This window comes from Anabaena sp. CCY 9402-a, assembly GCF_963920945.1.
GTDB lineage: Bacteria > Cyanobacteriota > Cyanobacteriia > Cyanobacteriales > Nostocaceae > Trichormus > Trichormus minutissimus.
This window is the reverse complement of record NZ_CAWUDL010000006.1, coordinates 23,419-42,377: the sequence shown is the minus strand read 5'-3', so window position 1 is coordinate 42,377 and position 18,959 is coordinate 23,419. Positions and strand designations below refer to the sequence as shown.

Annotated in this window: 16 protein-coding genes; 14 read left to right on the top strand and 2 right to left on the bottom strand. The window is 40.4% G+C overall.

All coding sequences use genetic code 11. From position 1 onward, the window contains the following. Positions 1 to 219: 219 nt before the first annotated feature. The 5 genes from ACM0OR_RS03900 (at position 220) to ACM0OR_RS03880 (ending at position 5,995) form a co-directional block, all read left to right on the top strand. Entirely contained in the window at positions 220 to 2,232 is a 2,013-nt protein-coding gene (locus tag ACM0OR_RS03900; protein ID WP_414575074.1) for a GspE/PulE family protein, read from the top strand. Between the two features lie 133 nt (positions 2,233 to 2,365). Next, on the top strand, positions 2,366 to 3,484 hold the full coding sequence (locus tag ACM0OR_RS03895; RefSeq protein WP_414575073.1) for a type IV pilus twitching motility protein PilT: 1,119 nt from the start codon (positions 2,366 to 2,368) through the stop codon (positions 3,482 to 3,484). A gap of 195 nt (positions 3,485 to 3,679) precedes the next feature. Further along, a complete protein-coding gene (locus tag ACM0OR_RS03890; RefSeq protein ID WP_414575072.1) occupies positions 3,680 to 4,897 on the top strand; it encodes a type II secretion system F family protein in 1,218 nt (405 codons plus the stop codon). A 32-nt stretch (positions 4,898 to 4,929) separates the two neighbouring features. Continuing rightward, complete coding sequence (locus ACM0OR_RS03885) at positions 4,930 to 5,487, top strand: hypothetical protein (RefSeq protein WP_414575071.1); 558 nt, start codon at positions 4,930 to 4,932, stop codon at positions 5,485 to 5,487. 121 nt (positions 5,488 to 5,608) lie between these two features. Beyond that, the gene (locus ACM0OR_RS03880; protein WP_196510284.1) at positions 5,609 to 5,995 is read left to right on the top strand and encodes a four helix bundle protein; all 387 of its coding nucleotides are present in this window, start codon (positions 5,609 to 5,611) and stop codon (positions 5,993 to 5,995) included. A 161-nt stretch (positions 5,996 to 6,156) separates the two neighbouring features. Here ACM0OR_RS03880 and ACM0OR_RS03875 read toward each other — a convergent pair whose 3' ends face one another. Beyond that, positions 6,157 to 8,316: a caspase family protein gene (locus ACM0OR_RS03875; protein ID WP_414575070.1), complete on the bottom strand. Its 2,160-nt coding sequence runs from the start codon at positions 8,314 to 8,316 to the stop codon at positions 6,157 to 6,159. Between the two features lie 170 nt (positions 8,317 to 8,486). After that, positions 8,487 to 9,665 carry a sulfate adenylyltransferase gene (sat, locus tag ACM0OR_RS03870; RefSeq protein ID WP_323266013.1) on the bottom strand — a complete coding sequence of 393 codons (1,179 nt, stop codon included), beginning with the start codon at positions 9,663 to 9,665 and terminating at the stop codon, positions 8,487 to 8,489. A 287-nt stretch (positions 9,666 to 9,952) separates the two neighbouring features. Between sat and ACM0OR_RS03865 the strand changes: the two genes are divergently transcribed. The 9 genes from ACM0OR_RS03865 to ACM0OR_RS03825 all read left to right on the top strand — a co-directional run bounded on the left by ACM0OR_RS03865 (position 9,953) and on the right by ACM0OR_RS03825 (position 18,950). After that, a complete protein-coding gene (locus tag ACM0OR_RS03865) occupies positions 9,953 to 10,264 on the top strand; it encodes an RNA recognition motif domain-containing protein (RefSeq protein WP_414575069.1) in 312 nt (103 codons plus the stop codon). Between the two features lie 520 nt (positions 10,265 to 10,784). Then, positions 10,785 to 11,510 carry a helix-turn-helix domain-containing protein gene (locus tag ACM0OR_RS03860; protein ID WP_414575068.1) on the top strand — a complete coding sequence of 242 codons (726 nt, stop codon included), beginning with the start codon at positions 10,785 to 10,787 and terminating at the stop codon, positions 11,508 to 11,510. Beyond that, positions 11,404 to 14,109 (top strand): ABC transporter transmembrane domain-containing protein, encoded by a 2,706-nt coding sequence (locus ACM0OR_RS03855; RefSeq protein WP_414575067.1) that lies wholly within the window; start codon positions 11,404 to 11,406, stop codon positions 14,107 to 14,109. Before ACM0OR_RS03860 ends, ACM0OR_RS03855 begins: the two co-directional genes overlap by 107 nt. A gap of 34 nt (positions 14,110 to 14,143) precedes the next feature. Then, a complete protein-coding gene (locus ACM0OR_RS03850; RefSeq protein WP_414575066.1) occupies positions 14,144 to 15,667 on the top strand; it encodes an HlyD family efflux transporter periplasmic adaptor subunit in 1,524 nt (507 codons plus the stop codon). A gap of 72 nt (positions 15,668 to 15,739) precedes the next feature. Further along, on the top strand, positions 15,740 to 16,483 hold the full coding sequence (locus tag ACM0OR_RS03845; RefSeq protein ID WP_414575120.1) for a peptidylprolyl isomerase: 744 nt from the start codon (positions 15,740 to 15,742) through the stop codon (positions 16,481 to 16,483). Between the two features lie 369 nt (positions 16,484 to 16,852). Beyond that, positions 16,853 to 17,098: a hypothetical protein gene (locus tag ACM0OR_RS03840; RefSeq protein ID WP_323266008.1), complete on the top strand. Its 246-nt coding sequence runs from the start codon at positions 16,853 to 16,855 to the stop codon at positions 17,096 to 17,098. A gap of 36 nt (positions 17,099 to 17,134) precedes the next feature. After that, positions 17,135 to 17,347, top strand: coding sequence for a hypothetical protein (locus ACM0OR_RS03835; protein ID WP_323266007.1), 213 nt, complete (start codon positions 17,135 to 17,137; stop codon positions 17,345 to 17,347). 90 nt (positions 17,348 to 17,437) lie between these two features. Further along, the gene (locus ACM0OR_RS03830) at positions 17,438 to 17,662 is read left to right on the top strand and encodes a hypothetical protein (RefSeq protein ID WP_323266006.1); all 225 of its coding nucleotides are present in this window, start codon (positions 17,438 to 17,440) and stop codon (positions 17,660 to 17,662) included. A gap of 82 nt (positions 17,663 to 17,744) precedes the next feature. Beyond that, positions 17,745 to 18,950: a phosphotransferase gene (locus ACM0OR_RS03825; RefSeq protein ID WP_414575064.1), complete on the top strand. Its 1,206-nt coding sequence runs from the start codon at positions 17,745 to 17,747 to the stop codon at positions 18,948 to 18,950. The last annotated feature ends 9 nt before the right edge of the window (positions 18,951 to 18,959 follow it).

Sequence of the window (18,959 nt, the reverse complement as noted above, 5' to 3'; positions counted from 1 at the left end):
TTACCTTCATCCTATTTTGACAAATGGTGAACAGACCTTCTAGGTGTGATAAACCGAATGAAATCGGGGAATGGGGGATAGGCCATTTAATTTTGAATTTTGAATTGATTCTTCCCCACTGCATCAAGCAGTTTAAAGTTTTAATGAGTCTGGATGAAAATTCTGTGGCTCATGTTGGGAATACTCTAAGCAGAGGTTTTCCCTACTCATTGCTCACCTATGACTCAATCGTCTCCGCAACGGCGCAGTACCGCTCTCACTACAAGAACAGAGTTTTCGCCTTTTGGTAGCAAGCTAGTGCAAACTGGCTATGTTAATACCGACCAAATGAGGCAGGCGCTGATTGAAAGTCGCAAGTCTGGTAGACCCTTGACGGAAGTGCTGGAGTCAATTACCGGGCGACAACTATCACCTGAGTTTCTCAGACAATACAAGAAACAACAATTATTTGAACTGAAAATACTATACGGTGTTGAATTCCTTGATCCGGAAGTCAATAACATCGGCGATACGATGGTGGGGCAACTCATAGAAACCCTCATTCCAGTTGATATCTGCCGTCGTCATCGTTTAGTACCACTCTCGAAGAATGATCAGCAAAATCCACCCTGCATTTTAGTAGCGATGGTTGATCCGGACAATTTAGAAGCGTCCGATGACCTCAACCGCATCTTGCGCCCCCAAGGTTTGGCATTAAAGCGCATGGTGATTACCCAGGATGATTACCAACAGCTAATCAACCAATATCTGGATGACTTGGCTGTGCGGCAAAAGCATATAGAACAAGAAAAGTTTACAGATATTAATCAAGATTTAGAAAATCTCAGCAATCTCAACCTAGAAGATGCCCCTGAAGAGATGGAGGCGGATTTAGGGGCGGCGATGAAGGGTGCAGAAGATGCACCAGTTATCAACCTCGTCAATAGAATTTTGGCAAAGGCTTTACATGAGCAGGTTTCTGATATTCACGTCGAACCACAAGAAGAAAACCTCCGCATTCGCTTCCGTAAGGACGGGGTGTTGCGGGAGGCTTTTGACCCCCTACCGAAAAAAATCATTCCCGCAGTTACAGCCCGATTTAAAATCATCTCTAACCTGGATATTGCCGAGAGACGCTTACCCCAAGACGGACGTATTAGGCGGATGTTCGAGGGACGGAAAGTAGACTTCCGGGTGAATACTTTACCCAGCCGCTACGGGGAAAAGGTCGTACTGCGGATTTTGGACAACTCTTCTACCCAACTGGGATTAAATAAGTTAATTACCGACCCAGAAACTTTGCAGATTGTCCAAGATATGGTCAGTAAGCCTTTTGGGTTGATTTTGGTAACAGGGCCTACGGGTTCTGGTAAAACAACTTCGCTATATTCAGCACTATCAGAAAAGAACTCTCCCGGTATTAATATCAGTACGGTAGAAGACCCGATTGAGTACAGTTTGCCGGGAATTACCCAAGTACAGGTAATTCGGGAAAAAGGACTGGATTTTGCCACAGCATTGCGGGCATTCTTGCGACAAGATCCAGATGTGTTACTGGTGGGTGAAACACGAGACAAAGAAACAGCTAAAACAGCGATTGAGGCGGCTTTAACTGGTCACTTAGTATTAACTACCTTACATACTAATGATGCCCCAGGTGCGATCGCACGGTTGGGAGAAATGGGCATTGAGCCGTTCATGGTGTCTAGTTCGTTAATTGGGGTATTGGCACAACGTTTGGTACGGCGTGTCTGTTCAGATTGTCGGATTCCCTACACTCCTACACCTGAAGAACTGGCTCGTTATGGCATGACCGCTTCCCAAGATGTGGGGGTGACTTTCTATAAGGCTAATACTTTATCACTAGAAGCGATCGCTGAAGCCAAAGCTCAAAATAATCTCTGCCCAACCTGTAATGGTGTCGGTTACAAAGGCCGTTGTGGTGTTTATGAAGTGATGCGTGTAACTGAACAACTGCAAACTTTAATCAACGAAGAAGCACCCACAGAACGCATCAAGGAAGTAGCTGTAGAAGAAGGCATGAAAACCCTGCTGGCTTACAGTCTAGACTTAGTTCGCCAAGGCTCTACCACCCTAGAAGAAGTAGAACGGGTGACGTTTACTGACACAGGTTTAGAAGCTGAATTAAAAGCCAAGCGTAAGAGTGGACTAACCTGTCGGAGTTGTAATGCTGTATTACAACCAGAATGGCTAGATTGTCCCTACTGTATGACACCACGGTTTGAGGATTAGTCAATGAAGTCCCTAGAGAGAGCAGGGGAGCAGGGAAGGCAGGGGGAGATAAGAAAATTAGCACTCCTTACGCCCTACTCCCCACTCAGCACTCAGCACTCCCCACTTTTTTAAATTAGAGCGAAGCGAAACTATGGAAATGATGATTGAAGACTTGATGGAGCAGTTAATTGAAATGGGTGGCTCGGATATGCACTTATCCGCCGGTTTGCCTCCCTATTTTCGTATTAGTGGCAAGCTCACACCCATCGGAGATGATATCTTGACCTCAGAGCAGTGCCAAAGACTGATTTTTAGTATGCTCAACAATACCCAGCGTAAAACCCTAGAACAGACATGGGAGTTGGATTGTTCCTATGGTGTGAAAGGTTTAGCACGTTTTCGGGTGAATGTTTATAAAGAGCGTGGTGCTTACGCTGCTTGTTTAAGGGCGCTCAGTTCCAAAATTCCTAATTTTGAAAAATTAGGTCTGCCAGATGTTGTTAGAGAAATGTGTGATAAACCCAGAGGATTAATTCTGGTGACAGGCCCTACAGGTTCTGGTAAAACAACGACTCTAGCGGCGATGATCGACTTGATTAACCGCACCAAAGCAGAGCATATTCTCACAGTCGAAGACCCCATTGAATTTGTCTACGAACCAATTAAAAGCCTAGTTCACCAACGACAATTGGGTGAAGATACTAAGAGTTTTGCTAATGCCTTAAAAGCTGCCCTACGGGAAGACCCAGATATTGTTCTAGTGGGAGAAATGCGGGATTTAGAAACTATTTCTTTAGCAATTTCCGCAGCAGAAACAGGTCACTTAGTATTTGGTACGCTACATACCAGTTCAGCTTCTCAGACTGTTGACCGGATTATTGACGTTTTCCCTCACGAAAAACAAACCCAAGTGAGGGTGCAATTATCTAACTCTTTAGTAGCAGTATTTAGTCAAACCTTAGTACCTAAGAAAAACCCCAAACCAGGTGAATATGGTCGGGTGATGGCACAAGAAATTATGATTATTACTCCCGCTATTTCTAACTTAATTCGCGAAGGTAAAACTTCACAAATTTATTCAGCTATTCAGACTGGCGGTAAATTAGGAATGCAAACTTTAGAGAAAGTTTTAGCAGATTATTACAAATCTGGCATGATCTCTTTTGAAGCCGCCATGTCCAAAACTTCCAAACCAGATGAGATTCAACGTCTTATCGGTGCATCTGCTCCACCACAAGGTGCAGCTAAAGCAGGTGTAAAAGCCCATTAGTCATTAGTCATTAGTCAGTTTTCATCGCTATGGAAGATTGGCTATTGACTAAATTATTAATTTTGAATTTTGAATACTTCTCCTAACTAATGGAGAGGCTATGCCTTAAGCGTTTGCGGTAGCGTGCCGGAGGCTCTAACTATGCCGCAGGCTTTACAAAAAATTTAGTACAAGTTTTGAATTTTGAATTAAATTATGCCAACATTTGTTGCCCGTGTTCGGGACTCACAGGGAAAGACCAGAAGTGAAAAAGTTGTTGCCGAATCCTTGGCAGATGCTCGTACTAATCTTAGAGATAAAGGTTTTGTAGTTCAAGACTTGAAGCAGACTCAATCTGCCAGTTTTGACTTCCAAAAATTCCAGACTTCTTTGGTCAAAGTTACTGTTAAAGAAAAAGCAGTATTCTCTCGACAACTGGCTACTTTAGTAAATGCAGGTGTAGCTATTGTTAGAGGACTGGGTGTATTAGCTGATCAATGTACCAATAGTAAACTGAAACAAGCTCTAAACGATATTAGTAATGATGTACAAAGCGGTGTTAATCTTTCAGATGCCATGCGTAAGCACCCTGATTGTTTTGATGGTTTGTATGTCAGTATGATTCAAGCTGGGGAGGTTGGAGGTGTTCTTGATGAAGTGCTAAATCGCCTAGCCAAGTTATTAGAAGATATGGCTAGATTACAGAACCAACTTAAATCAGCACTAGCTTATCCAGTAGTAGTTGGTATTTTGGCAACTGGTATTTTTGTCGGCATGACTGTTTTCCTTCTCCCTATTTTTGGCAAGATTTTCATAGAATTAGGAACAGAATTACCTGCATTAACCCAATTCTTAATGGATTGTAGTGAAATTTTAAGAAGTTGGAAATCAGGATTAATTATTGGTGGAATTGTAGGTGTAAAATTTAGCTACACACAGTATTACAAAACCCGCTTGGGTAAAGAAACAATTGACCGTCTTTCTTTAAAAATGCCGATATTTGGTGACTTGATTCAAAAATCTTCAGTGGCTCGTTTTAGTCGCACATTTGGTTCTCTGACTCGTTCTGGCGTGCCTATTCTCACATCTTTAGAAATTGTGCGGGATACATCAGGTAATCAGGTAGTTGCTAATGCTATTGATGCCGCACGAGCTGAAATTCAACAAGGTGGGATGATTAGTATTGCCTTACAAAAAGAGCAAGTTTTTCCGGCAATGGCAATACAAATGATTAGTATTGGCGAGGAAACTGGAGAATTAGACGCAATGTTGATGAAAATTGCTGATTTCTATGAAGATGAAGTAGAGCAGGCAGTAAAGGCATTAACCAGCGTTTTAGAACCAATTATGATTTTGTTTTTGGGGGGTATGGTGGGTACAATTTTGATGTCGATGTATCTGCCTTTATTCAAGGTATTTGAAAAATTGGGCTAGATGAACTATGAATCATTAATTTTGAATTTCTTATGCCTGTGCAAAAATCTGATTATGAAGCAAGCTTGGCAGAGTATAGCAATCATTTAGCTGCGATCGCATTACTTAAGCAACACCGTCCATACTTGGAAATGATCCCCAGTCTGCGCCGTCCTGATGAAAGCTTAATCACTATCCCTCTACCAATTATTCGTTTACGTAAAATTACCTCTGCAACTACACAGGCAATTTGCCTACCCTGTGATGTAGCAATTTTAATGTGTGATCCAGAGTGGAAGATTAAAACTGGAGCAGAAATTTTAGTATTTATTCATCGTCCCGATGAAGATTTTTCTGATTTGTTGGGACGTTGGCGACAAACCCAAGTCTTCCTCAACCAAGACTATGAATGGTTAATGCCACATCGTCATAGTCACATTCTCAGTGAAGGTGCTAATAGTATATATCCGTTATTTGTATTGTTCAGCGAAACCTGGGAACGTATTCAACGGGGTCTGATAGGTTCAGAATTGCCATTTGTTATTCAAATACCAGCTTTGCCACTTTTAGATGAGAATAAGGATGAACAAAGGTTAGAAGCTAGGGACTAAAGACTAGATGGGTAGAGGTATCCTGCTTTCACCCCAGAAGGGGAGCAATGCGAAAAAGTGAGATCATGGTGAAGAGAGCAGGGGAGGTAGGGGAAGTTGGGGAGGCAGGGGAGGTTAAACAATGAATAAAGAAGCAATCAAAGATCATAAAGATTTGGGGATTTATAAAATTGCCTTTGAAGCGGCAATGAAAATTTTTGAGTTATCAAAGAAATTCCCTGTGGAGGAGAGATATTCGTTAACTGATCAAATTCGTAGATCCTCACGTTCTGTTTGTGCTAACTTAGCTGAAGCATGGAGAAAACGGCGTTATGAAGCTGCTTTTATCGCTAAATTAAATGATTGTGAAGCTGAAGCAGCAGAAACCCAAACTTGGATTGAATTTGCTGTCAAATGCAACTACATGAATGTAGAAGTAGGACGAGAAGTTTATGCAAATTACAACCAAGTTTTATCCGGTTTGGTAAATATGATTAATAATCCATCACCTTGGTTGAGAAATCACTAATCCCCCCTGCATCCCCTGCGTCCCCTGCATCCCCTGCTCCCCTTGCTGTTTCAGCATTTCACAAAATGGAGTTACTCCCCCCCCAGAAGATGAATCACTTATAGGGCGGTGATTAGCCCCAAAATCCCCGTCGGTTGATGACGGGGATTGTCAACATGATGTTAGGCGACTTGAAAACTAAAGTTGAGACTTGCCCAATGATTCACATCTAATATGTAAGAATCGGTAGCTGTAGCATTCATCTCCGCTTTGATGGTACTAGCATTGTGCAAATCTTGCAGTAAAGCTTGGGCAATCACTAAGGGATTAACCAGTGTGCTAATTGGCTGTTGATCGCCTGTTGGATACTTAGCAGTTTCTAAAGCTTTTAACGTTTCCTTAAAGGGTGCGGTACTCAGAATTAATTGATGTTCACATTCATAGCCTGGCCCAGAAATCATCCATCCTGATGTTGTGACGGTTTGTGGTAAAGTGAGTGTCTCTCTAGGAGCAATGACTATAGGTCGTAGTTGCAGCTTATTGTCAGAACTGTTGACTGTTGAGAGAATTTGCCAAGGGTAAAAAGCGATCGCAGTTCGATGATTCTTAATACCCAACAACATCAAATAAATCGGGTTTTGGCTTTTGTTTTGGACTCGATACTGTAGCCGACTCCCAATAGGAATCACGGGAGGCTTGAGGGTTGATAACTGAGTGCTGGCTGATTTTTTGGGGGAAGTTTCAGCTACGACGGTACGCAGAGTTTCTCGTTGCAATACCACCCTAGGTGCAATCCCCACCACCTCTAAACTTACTTTCACAGGTAAGCGAGAAGAACCTTCATTTTCTGTCAGTCGCCATAACTTAGCCGCTAAGAGAGTGGGTAATTTTGTCACTAACCGCAGTGCAGCCACTTTGACAGCTTCTCCAAATTCTCCTGTGGTGCTGGGTATCGGTTCACCACCCATAGAAAATAAACCGTAGCGACTAGGTGTTTGCAGTAGTTTACCAAAGACGTAATCTGCTGGCTGTTCTCCTTCTACAACGGTGGAAACGTGGGGAACTGCGGCAAAGGCACTAGTAGCATCCACCCGTTCAATTCTGTCTAATCCAGTATCCAAGGCTACGGTTAATTTAATATTCCTGGGTAAAACACGGACTGTTTCTTGGAGAAGTTGCCCAACTTGCAAGGTAGTAGTGTCACCAATTTTAGCAAGTTGAGCTTTGGCTGTTAATCCGGTACGCGATCGCACTACTAACTCTTCTCCTGTTTCTAGAGCTAGTCTAGAATTGATCCCATAGTGTTCTAAAACCTGGGCGGGTAGTCCTCCTAACCATATCTGTGCTGCATTACCGTCGTCTTCTGTGGCAATAATTGCACCCTCAGCCCCAATCATCCTGTCTGGAAGTAAATTTTCAATAGTCACTCCCGCTTGGTTTTTCTTCTTGCTTACTAGTCCTGGTTGCTGTTTGCTACCCAACTGAGACATAGAACTAGCTACACGGGAGAGGCTGATTTGAATAGTTGTAGACGGGGTAGATTCCCATAATTGTTGAGTCAAAGCGTAGGTGAATAATCCTGCACTAAACCCAGATAGCAGCACTTCTCTAGCGGCTTGTTGCAAATCTGAGGTAGCCGACAACACCAAAGCCGGGCTACTCAGTTCAGCATCTTGAGTTTTGGGGGTAGTTTGGGTTTTGAGTTGTTGGAGAAACGCTAGTTCGGCTGGTGCTAACTGCGTTTGTACTAATTCTGGACGGGCGCGAATTCTTAATCCTTTAGTTTGGACTGTGTGGGGGGGATAATAACTGGTATCTAATACTGCCGTTACTCGGTCTGTAGAGAGCGATCGCAATAATAATAATAAGGTTTCTTCTAGTAAATAATTAGCGAGTTGAGAATTTTGTAATGCTTGATTTTCATCGGTAGGTACTAAAGCATTTTGGATTTTATCTGGTGCTAGCTGAACGCGTGTACCATAACCGCTAAAGTGGAAAACTACCACATCTCCAGGCTTGGCTTGCTCTTTGAGGTGTTCCAAAAAAGCCGCCTCAATAAATTCTCTGCTAGCTTGTTCTTCCGTCAAAGTCAAAATATCTGAAGATTGGAAGCCAAACCGATTAATTAACAGTTCTTTTTGCAGTTCGACATCAGTCAGACAACCATTGAGAGAAGAACTTTTTTGATACTGATTAATACCAATTAATAATGCCAGCTTACGCGGTGTGGGTTGTGCCAAAGCTTGATAATATTGATTGCCCAAAGTCAACCATTCAGCTTCAGTAACACCCATCACAGCGAGTATTGAGCCAATCCGTTGTAAAAAACTCCGACGCTTCATAGTGTTAGGGGTTTAGGGGGGTAGGGGTATAGGTGTGAGGAACTCAGTGCTTAGTACCGAGTAAGCAATTCTTTAGTTTTAAATTTTGTAGCTAGCGTATCCCTAGGATTCACTCCCAAGGAGTATTTTGAATTTTGAATTGAATACACCCCCATACCCTTATACCCCTTTTAGGCTAATACTTGTACTCGCATTGCCCGCGCTAATTCTGCCGCCACTTCGGGACGAGAAAATTCTGGTGGGGGTAATTCACCACGACGCAGCATTTCTCTAACTTTAGTCCCAGAGAGATGAACACGTTCCTCTGGTTTGCTAGGACTGGTTTTGGTAGTGGCCATTTGTTTGGTGCGGGTGCAGTAGAACGCGTGTTCAAACTTCATGGGTACAATACCCAATTCCTCTGGCTCAAATTCATCGAAGATATATTGAGCGTCATACGTGCCGTAGTAGTCTCCCACGCCTGCATGATCCCGACCAACGATAAAGTGGGTACAGCCGTAGTTTTTTCGTACTAAAGCATGGAAAATAGCTTCGCGGGGGCCAGCATAACGCATGGCGGCGGGATTAATTGCTAAAATCACCCTGTCTGCGGGGTAATAATGTTCTAGCAAAATTTCATAGCAGCGCATCCGCACATCCGCAGCGATATCATCTTCTTTGGTTGCACCGACTAAGGGGTGCAAAAATAGACCATCAACTGTTTCTAAAGCGCACTTTTGAATATACTCATGGGCGCGGTGGATGGGGTTGCGGGTTTGAAAACCGACAATTGTTTTCCAACCCTTGTCTTTAAACATCTGCCGTGAAGCAGCCGGATCAATTTGGTATGCAGGAAAAGAAGGGTGATCATTGCGTTGCAGTAGCCAGATATCACCAGCCAGATTCACTGCACCTTGGTTATAAACTACCTGTACCCCTGGATGTTTAGCATCATCGGTACGGTAGACATTAATTGCTTCACGGGTTTTGTCGTAGTGATATTTTTGCGTGAGTTGCAAAACCCCAATATATTCACCTTGGGGATTATCCAGACGCACAAGATCACCTTCCTTTAAGGTGGCAGCTACGGCTTCACTTACCGACAGGGTAATGGGTATTGACCACACAACACCGTTAGCGAGACGCATTTGGGTTACTACTCGATCATAGTCTTCCTGATTCATAAAACCGGTGAGTGGACTAAAACCACCGATCGCAATCATTTCTACATCAGAAAGCGATCGCTCATCAAGTTGTACCCGGGGCAAAAAATCACCCTTCGACAGAAACTCTTGTCTTTGTTCCGGTGTGGCAATACGATTTACCAACTGTCCACCGTGCGGTGCAATGGCATCTGGATGCTGACTCAAATTAAACCCCCTCGGCGATAACTATAAATTGTTGCGAACTATGTACTAACTTATCAAAATGCTGGTACGACTAAAAAAATAGTTTGTCAAGAAGATTACAAAAACCGACATTTTACCATACATTAAAACAAATAATCAAAACTAGACTTTGCCATTCATTAAGTTGTGATAATATAAAACCGGAAATTAGAGAAGTTGAGTTCGGTGATAAGTATCTTGTTTTTAGTAATAATTACAAGTGGCTCTCCGGATCAGCATCTCTGCATCAATGGATTCTGGAGAGTTTCATGTCAATCTACGTAGGGAACTTGTCCTACAGCGTCACTCAAGACGACCTTACTAAAGTATTTTCCGAGTACGGAGCAGTTACGCGCGTTCAGTTACCCACAGATAGGGAAACTGGCCGCGCTCGTGGCTTTGGTTTCGTAGAAATGGAATCATCGGCTGCTGAAGATGCTGCTATTCAATCCCTGGATGGTGCTGAATGGATGGGTCGTGTCATGAAAGTTAATAAAGCTCGTCCACGGGAGGAGAAAAGCACTCGCTCTGGAGGTGGTAGCTGGGGAAAAAGTAATGGTGGATACTCAGGGCAATATTAAGCCTTGAGAAAATTCGACCTGAAGAAAATTAAATTATTTCATGATCGGCGGTTCAGTAGTTTTCTGAACCGCTTTCTGATTTTGTACGTAACCTTTGAAGGGAAAACAAAAAATCTGGCTTTTCAACACTTTTTCAGCAACCCCTAATTATTTTTTAATGATTAATAATCATAATTGAATGTACGAAAATCACTTTGTAACCTAATGTTGACCTACTATTAACCTAACTTTAACTTGATAGAAACGAAATATAAAATAATATAAATAATGTTTGAAAATAAAAACTTTATGAAAATAAATTTTGACACTGAATGGAAAAAATATAGATACCGCAAAGGTTGACTAACTGTATTCCATAAATGGTTATGGAATAGATAGGATGCGAGGTTTTATTATGCGAAGATTTACCTCGCGTAAAAGTGTATTGTCTAATTTTTTTGTCAAAAATTGACTGTTGCTCGCTTAGGTGACAGTCACTAATTGGGATGCTTACAGTTTAGTGCGTTCAGTAACCTAAATTATGTCTCAATCGCCAGTAAAAACACCAATAAAAATTGCAGACAGTCACACAGGTAAATTTTTAAGTCCCTTTCAACGTAGGCTTTTGCAGAAGAGTTTACAAGAAGATTTAGCTGATTCTTACCGTCAGCGTATTGAAATTATGCTGCTAGCAGATCAGGGTAAATCTCAAACTACAATTTGTCAAAATTTAGGTTGTTGTCCAGCCACAGCCAGACACTGGATGCACATTGCTCGTACTGGGATGGCACACCAATGGGAAGATTGTCCTATTGGTCGTCCGAAAGCAGTCAATGATAAATATTTAGAACGTTTAAAAGAATTGGTTAGTCATAGTCCCCGCGATTATGGCTATTCTTTTAGACGATGGACGGCTAACTGGTTGCAGAAACATTTAGCTAAAGAATTAGGGATTGAAATTAGCGATCGCCATATTAAAAGGCTACTTAAACAAATGGGATTATCGACTCGTCCACAAACCGATAAAGCCCAAACAGACACAACAGAAAGGCGTAGTAATTCCAGCATATTGATTCACGACCTGAAATCCGAAGAATTGTCCGAAAATCACGGATTGAACCCCATAAATTTAGCCAAATTAGGTACGGAGTCAGAAATTCATGGTGCAAAAACTATCCGATCAGTTGATTTCCCTAGAACTTTTGAACAATGTTTTGGGTTACTCTCTACCACCAGCAGAATTTCAACGCTGCTACCCAAAATTTAAATTCCTCAACCCGAAAGTCGGTAAGTTTTGGACAGGAGAGAATGTTGAAGCTGGGATATATATTGCGATCGCTGGTAAGGTACGTTTATTAGATGACGCTGGAGAATTAATCACCACACTAGAAACTGGAGAATCGTTTGGAGAATTTACCCTGTTTCCAGAGAAGACGTTTCCGTCTTATGGGGCGAGGGCGAGTGTCAATTTGCAACTATGCTTCATTCCTAGTGAGGTGATTGCATCTTGGATGCAGCAGTATCCCCCAATTAAAGAACATTTGTTAGCAACAGTACAGGCGCGTCATCGGTTATTGGGGAATTCTTCTCAAACAACAGAAATCAAAACTGATTCTCCATCAACACCAGTTATAGAGTCTAAGCCGAAGACAATCAGCAAAGCCTACTTTCCCCACCCCACCCAGCGTGTAGGTCATCTCTTACAAAAGGTCACTCACCGTTATCCTTTCTTTGCTCAACAAAGTGCATCAGATTGCGGTGCGGCTTGCTTAGTGATGGTATCTCGGTATTGGGGGAAACGTTTTAGTGTCAACCGCTTGCGAGATATCGCCAATGTTGACCGGAACGGCGCATCGTTGCGGGGTTTATCAACGGCGGCTGAAAGTATTGGTTTTGCGACAAGACCAGTCAAGGCCAGTTTAGATCAATTAGCTAAACAGAACTTACCTGCGATCGCCCATTGGGAAGGTAAACATTATATTGTTGTCTATCAGATCACTCCCAAGCACGTCATCGTCGCCGATCCGGCGATCGGTCAACGCACCCTTACCCATCAAGAATTTAAAGCAGATTGGACTGGTTACACACTACTACTACAACCTACAGTTTTCTTAAAGGATACTCAAGAAGTAACAACACCTTTTTGGCAATTCTTTGAATTAGTTAAGCCTCATGGCTTAGTGATGTTAGAGGTGTTTATCGCTTCTATATTTATCCAAATATTTGGTCTAATTACCCCTTTATTCACCCAATTAATTTTAGACCGAGTAGTAGTACAACGTTCCGAGTTAACTTTATTTGCTGTCGGCTTAGGATTGCTAATTTTTAGCTTATTTCGTGTAGCAATGACGGGGCTGCGACAATATTTACTCGACCATACAGCCAAGAAAATAGATGCAGCTTTAATAGTGGCATTTATTCGCCATACCCTCCGCCTACCCTTAAGCTTTTTTGAATCACGTTATGTAGGGGATATTATCTCCCGTGTCCAAGAAAACCGGAAAATTCAACGCTTTCTTTCCGGTGAAGCCTTATCAATTTTACTAGATTTAATCACAGTTTTTATCTATGTAGGATTGATGTTTTGGTATAGCTGGAAAATGGCATTATTAGTATTAGTAATTGTGCCACCTTTCTTTATTTTAGCATTGGTTGCTACTCCATTTTTACGCAAAATATCCAGGGAAATATTCAATGCCTATGCTAACGAAAGTAGTTACCTCATCGAAGTTTTATCTGGTGTGCGGACAGTTAAATCTACAGCAGTAGAACAAACAGTACGTTGGCATTGGGAAGATTTGTTAAATAAAGAAATCCAAACCAGTTTCTCTGGACAAGTAATCGGCAATCGTTTACAAATTTTCAGCAATGCTATTCAAGCCATAATTAGCACAGCCTTACTATGGTTTGGCGCACATCAAGTAATTAACAATGAGTTAACTATTGGTCAATTAGTAGCGTTTAATATGCTCCTCGGTAATATTATTAATCCCTTTCAAAGATTAATAGTATTATGGAATGAATTTCAAGAAGTAACTATTGCTGTAGAACGGATTAACGATGTATTAGACACCGAACCGGAAGAAGATTTACACAATCAATCACGGCAATCTTTACCACAAATCAAGGGTCATGTTCGCTTTGAATATGTCACATTTCGCTATCACCCAGAAAGTGATATTAATATTTTAGAAAATCTCAGTTTTGAAATTAAACCAGGTCAAATGGTTGCCTTAGTAGGGCGTAGTGGTTCAGGTAAAACGACAATTTCTAAGTTAGTTTTAGGCTTGTATCCCCCTACAGATGGCAAAGTTTTGATTGATGGTCAAGATATCACTAGCATTTCCTTACGTTCTTTACGGGAACAAGTAGGAGTAGTAGACCAAGATACATTTCTGTTTGGTGGCACAATTAGAGACAATATTAGTCTGGGAGATCCCAGTGCGACTTTAGAATCAGTCATTACCGCCGCTAAACTAGCCGGTGCTGATGAATTTATTAAAAAGCTACCCCTAGGCTATGAAACGCAAATTGGTGAAGGTGGAGGAATGCTATCTGGTGGACAACGCCAACGACTTGCGATCGCTAGGGCTTTATTAGGTGATCCCAAACTCCTAGTTTTAGATGAAGCTACTTCCCATTTAGATGCTGAATCCGAAAGAATTATTCAGCATAATTTCAACACAATACTCAAGGGACGGACTACCTTAGTAATTGCTCATCGTCTCTCCACAGTCCGTAATGCAGATTTGATTTTAGTTCTCGATAAAGGTCTATTAATCGAACAGGGAACGCACGAAGAGTTAATGAGAAAAAGAGGTCATTATTTTTATCTTAATCAACAGCAATTAGACCCTGGCCTTTAATCCAAACTTTTTATCCCACACATTAATCAAAGTCATGCCTAACACATTAAATGGATTTGTTCCCTCTCAAGTGCATGAAGAGGAACTTCATGAGCAATTGAACACATCATCACAACCTACAACATCTAATGATGATTGGTCTAATGTCACTAAAGAATTACTAGATAGCTTACCGCAGACTTGGACACGAGGACTGTTGTATTTTTTCGTAGTGTTTATCTCTATTATTTTACCTTGGGCAATGTTTTCTCAAGTCGATGAAACCGGTACAGCTAGAGGCAGATTAGAACCTGAAGGAAAAACAGTCAGACTAGATGCGGCTGTGGCGGGGACTGTGGAAAAAATTTTGGTTAAAGAAGGGGAATCAGTTAAGGCAGGACAGACTTTACTATTATTAGAATCTGAATTAGTTAATACCGAATTACAGCAGGTACAAACTAAGCTAGAAGGACAATTAAACCAACTATCACAGCTAAATTTATTAAAAAATCAATTAGTCTTAGCTTGGACAATTCAGCGTCAGCAAAATCAAGCTCAAGAATTAGAGAAACAATCACAAATTGACCAAGAGAGACAAAACTTAAAGACCATTATCAATTCATTTAATTTTCAAGAAGAAGAAAAACTTGCACAGGTTGATCAGGCACGAAAAGCTGTTGAACATAGTCGCATCACTCAGAATTTAGTAGAAATTAGTGTAAATAGTGCAACTAGAGAAGTAGAACGTTACAAGCAAGCCTGGGAAGAAGGAGTAGTTCCAGAAATCAACCTTGTAGACAAGCAAGATATAGCTAAAGAAAGAACAAAATTACTAGAACAGGCAAAATCAGATATTGAACAATCAAAATTAAGGCTTGCTGAACAACAAAATAGCTATGAAAGGACTATACGACAAGCCAAAGCTAATATTGAACAGTCACAGTTGCGAATTCAAGAGAAAGAACGTAGCTTTCAGAGTTTAAATCATTCCGGAAAGTTAGCCGTTCTCAAAAGTGAAGAACAACTCAAGGGTTTAGATAGAGAAATTACTGCTCTAAAAGCAGAAATAGCTCAAAATAAAAGTCAAATAGATGGATTAAAATTCCAATTAAGGCAAAGAGAATTAAAAGCACCAGTAGATGGTACAGTCTTCCAATTACCAATTCAACGGGCTGGTTCTGTAGTGCAACCAGGGGCAATGATAGCAGAAATTTCTCCCATCAATTCGCCTTTAGTAATTAGAGCGCAGATGGCAACTACTGAGAGCGGTTCTTTGAAAACTGGATTACCTGTAAAACTCAAATTCGATGCCTATCCTTTTCAAGATTACGGAGTTATAGAAGGCAAGTTATTAAAAATTTCTCCTACCACTTTTGAACTAGATACAGCAAATGGCAAAGTAGCTGCATATCAATTAGATATTACACTGAATCAAAATTGTATGCCTACAGCGAATCAGTGTATTCCTCTGCGTCCTGGAGATACAGCAATAGCAGAAGTAGTGGTAAGACAACGCCGAATTATAGATTTTCTACTAGATCCGTTCAAGAAATTACAACAAGGAGGCATGAAATTGTAGCAGAGAAGTTGGGTAATTTTTTTGTTTAAATAGTTTAGTTTTTGGTTAAGAAGTATGTCACAAGTTATTAGCATTCCACAAGAGATTAACATCAACAAAGAAGATATCATTGAGCAAATTAAACTATCTTGCAAAGTTCCCAGTCTAGTGGAAGAAATTACCGTCCGTAAGATTGTGGAAAATACAGCACAGATACTGGGTATTGAAGTTGATGCACAGGAGTTGCAACAGACAGCAGACAAAATTAGATTAACTAATAAATTAAACAGTGCTGCTCATACATGGTCTTGGTTAGAGAAACATGGACTTTCTCTAGATGATTTTGAAAAAATTGCTTATCTCTCCGTACTCTCAGCAAAGTTAGCAGAGCATTTATTTACAAATAAAGTTGAGCCTTATTTTTTCGAGCATCAGAATGATTATACCAGTGCGATCGCCTACGAAGTTGTCTTGGATGATGAGGATTTAGCTATTGAGCTTTTTTATGCCATTCAAGAAGGAGAAACAAGTTTTTATGATGTCGCTCATAAGTATATTCAAGATGAAGAATTACGCCGTCATGGGGGATATCAAGGTGCTTTAAGACGCAAGGATTTAAAACCAGAAATCTCTGCGGCAATTTTCGCCTCTCAACCACCACAACTGCTTAAGCCCATTTTTACGGCTAAAGGCGTGCATTTAATTTTAGTAGAAAAAATTATTCTCCCAGAATTAGATAATAAGTTACGCAACATGATTACATTGGAGTTATTTTCTAATTGGTTGAAAATACAAGTTGAGTCAGTTGCAGTTACAGTGGTCTTGCAAGATAGTTAATTTTCTTCATTGGGTACATTGATTGGGAAAAAACTAAATTTATTATGTCCCTTTAACTGACTCAGTGCTGTTAGCTGTAGCGGGGCGTTGAGCAGCTTGCTGAGTCAGAATAATAATACTCAGGACTAAAGTCCTTACTACAAACTTAATCGCCTATATTTTACATGGTTTATAGCTATGAAAATTTAGAATTTAGAGCTAGATTTAATCAAATTTTCACTAGACCGTAAATGAATTTTTTAAGTCCAAAAACATGATTTTCAAGTGTTGTCTATCCAGAAATATATTGATATTTATATATTGTGCTGAAAAACAAATAAGTTTTTAGCATTTGCAATAAATCATTAATAGTAACTTGGAGAGTTCATCATGGCATCAATCGCAATTAATGAACTGAAATTTGCCGGTTCTGATTTATTAGTAGACTCCGAAAGTTTCCTCAACGATTTAGAAGATCGTGATTTAACAGCAGCCGTGGGAGGTATTACCCCTGTTGTTACATTTACCGCTACCGCACTAGGTACTGTTAGCGTTTGGGGAACTACTTTTGGCACTGGTTTTGCTCTCAGCACCTTTGCTGCTGGTGCTGGTATTAGCTACTACGCACTGCACTAATATCCAATCATTAAGTCAATAAATAAGGAGACAGACATGGCAATTACTATTAACGATCTCACTTCTGAATACAGCCTTTTATTTGATAATGAAAGCTACCTAGATGAACTAGGTAACGACGAACTTCGTGATGCAATTGGTGGTGCTAGTCCTGTTGCTGCTACCTGGGGAGCTTATCTTTTGACTACTTTAGTCATCGGTGGTGCTGGTGCAGGTTTTGGCGCATTGGTATATCACTTGAGCCACTAATTAATTGTCTCTAGTTTGTTTAACATCTAAGGTCAGTAAGTTTATATCAAACCCTGACCTTTTTATCAAATCAATTAATGAGGTTTATCCATGAATATCACGCCATATTTATTCGGATTAATGGGTTTAGCACTGTTGGTATACGGTGAGTATATTCTCGCCTCTGTTTTATTGATAATTGCTGTAGCGGAGATTACATTTCCCAATTTAAATACTACAACTGGTACTCCTGCTACTTTCTTAAGGTTTGGCTTGATTTTAACTATTGGTTCTTTGTTAATTTACCGATTATTTTATCTCAGAGGAACGACATAGAAATAACATCACCAATCAAGTGTCTTCTGCCAATAATTTGAAAAATTTTAACTAATAAATTGTAATTAATTTGGGGGCTGTGATGTTTTTATTAAGTCATCACAATGTGACTGAGTATCTCAGTAATTCAGGTGTTTTTGCACAACAAGAGTTGTCAGGATTGGCTTTAGAAGTAGGCAAATTAAATACAAAAAACTTTAGTATTATAGCTACTTTACAAGATGGACGTAAATTTATTGTCAAGCAGGAACGTCCTACACTTTCAGGTATATTATCACAGGAAATTTTTAATGAATGGCAGTTTCAAAGCATGATGGGAGATATTCCCCAGTTAAATATTTTGCAAGTTTTTATTAGAGAAATGCTTGTTTATGACCATGATAATTTTATTGCCATCTACAAATATTTAGATAATTATCAGGAACTATATACCGGGATTTTGCGATCGCCTATGGCGGGGCGTAGCCCATCGCGCAAAGTTCTTCCCCTAACAATTCCTGGCTGGGTAGCTGCAATACTTGCTCAAATTCATCGTTCTACTTTCAATTGTGAAGCAGCATATACCTATGTTACGCAAGCAGGTAGCTTTTGGCACAAGCAAGGCGCAGCTTTTACGTTTTTGCAAAGCAGAATTACACCAGAAATTCTCAGCATCATGCATCCTGACTATATTAAATTTATTAGTCTTTACCAGCGTTACGAAAGCTTAGAGCAGGCAAGATTAGAGGCTATTAGTTCTTGGCGTGCTTGTTCTGTCGTACACAACGACTTGAATATTGCCAATATTCTAGTACATGAAGATTGGGAAAATATCACTTCCTTTCATGAAGCACAAAAACAATCTGCTACCAAAATCATAGATTGGGAAAGAAGTAGTTGGGGAGATCCGGTGTTTGATTTGGCTAGTTTTATAACTAACTATATCACTTTATGGCTTTCTAGTATGATCATTGACCCTTCTATAGAAATGGAAGAGTCAGTGAGTTCTGCTGAAATCAAATTAGAAGATGTCAGACCATCTATTGTGATAATTGTCAGAGAATACTTGCAATACTTTCCAGAAATTACTCAATATTTCCCCGATTTCTTTAAAAAGCTAATTCAGTTTATTGGTCTTTCTTTAATTATCCAAACCCAAGCAAAAATTGAACATCATAAAAAATTAGTAAATAGTGATATTTATTGCCTCCAGGTAGCTAAGAGTTTATTATGTCGTCCCCAAGATTCATTAATCAGTATCTTTGGGATGACAGAAAAAGAACTTGCTGGGGTCACAGTATCTGCGTAAAAGTTAGTT

Excerpts from the sequence above, each read along its gene's own strand:
- ACM0OR_RS03885 (WP_414575071.1), top strand. The coding sequence starts at position 4,930 with ATGCCTGTGCAAAAATCTGATTATGAAGCAAGCTTGGCAGAGTATAGC.
- ACM0OR_RS03850 (WP_414575066.1), top strand. The coding sequence starts at position 14,144 with ATGCCTAACACATTAAATGGATTTGTTCCCTCTCAAGTGCATGAAGAG.
- ACM0OR_RS03890 (WP_414575072.1), top strand. The coding sequence starts at position 3,680 with ATGCCAACATTTGTTGCCCGTGTTCGGGACTCACAGGGAAAGACCAGA.
- ACM0OR_RS03825 (WP_414575064.1), top strand. The coding sequence starts at position 17,745 with ATGTTTTTATTAAGTCATCACAATGTGACTGAGTATCTCAGTAATTCA.
- ACM0OR_RS03880 (WP_196510284.1), top strand. The coding sequence starts at position 5,609 with ATGAATAAAGAAGCAATCAAAGATCATAAAGATTTGGGGATTTATAAA.
- ACM0OR_RS03865 (WP_414575069.1), top strand. The coding sequence starts at position 9,953 with ATGTCAATCTACGTAGGGAACTTGTCCTACAGCGTCACTCAAGACGAC.
- ACM0OR_RS03830 (WP_323266006.1), top strand. The coding sequence starts at position 17,438 with ATGAATATCACGCCATATTTATTCGGATTAATGGGTTTAGCACTGTTG.
- ACM0OR_RS03840 (WP_323266008.1), top strand. The coding sequence starts at position 16,853 with ATGGCATCAATCGCAATTAATGAACTGAAATTTGCCGGTTCTGATTTA.
- ACM0OR_RS03835 (WP_323266007.1), top strand. The coding sequence starts at position 17,135 with ATGGCAATTACTATTAACGATCTCACTTCTGAATACAGCCTTTTATTT.
- ACM0OR_RS03860 (WP_414575068.1), top strand. The coding sequence starts at position 10,785 with ATGTCTCAATCGCCAGTAAAAACACCAATAAAAATTGCAGACAGTCAC.
- ACM0OR_RS03875 (WP_414575070.1), bottom strand. The coding sequence starts at position 8,316 with ATGAAGCGTCGGAGTTTTTTACAACGGATTGGCTCAATACTCGCTGTG.
- ACM0OR_RS03900 (WP_414575074.1), top strand. The coding sequence starts at position 220 with ATGACTCAATCGTCTCCGCAACGGCGCAGTACCGCTCTCACTACAAGA.
- ACM0OR_RS03895 (WP_414575073.1), top strand. The coding sequence starts at position 2,366 with ATGGAAATGATGATTGAAGACTTGATGGAGCAGTTAATTGAAATGGGT.
- ACM0OR_RS03855 (WP_414575067.1), top strand. The coding sequence starts at position 11,404 with ATGGTGCAAAAACTATCCGATCAGTTGATTTCCCTAGAACTTTTGAAC.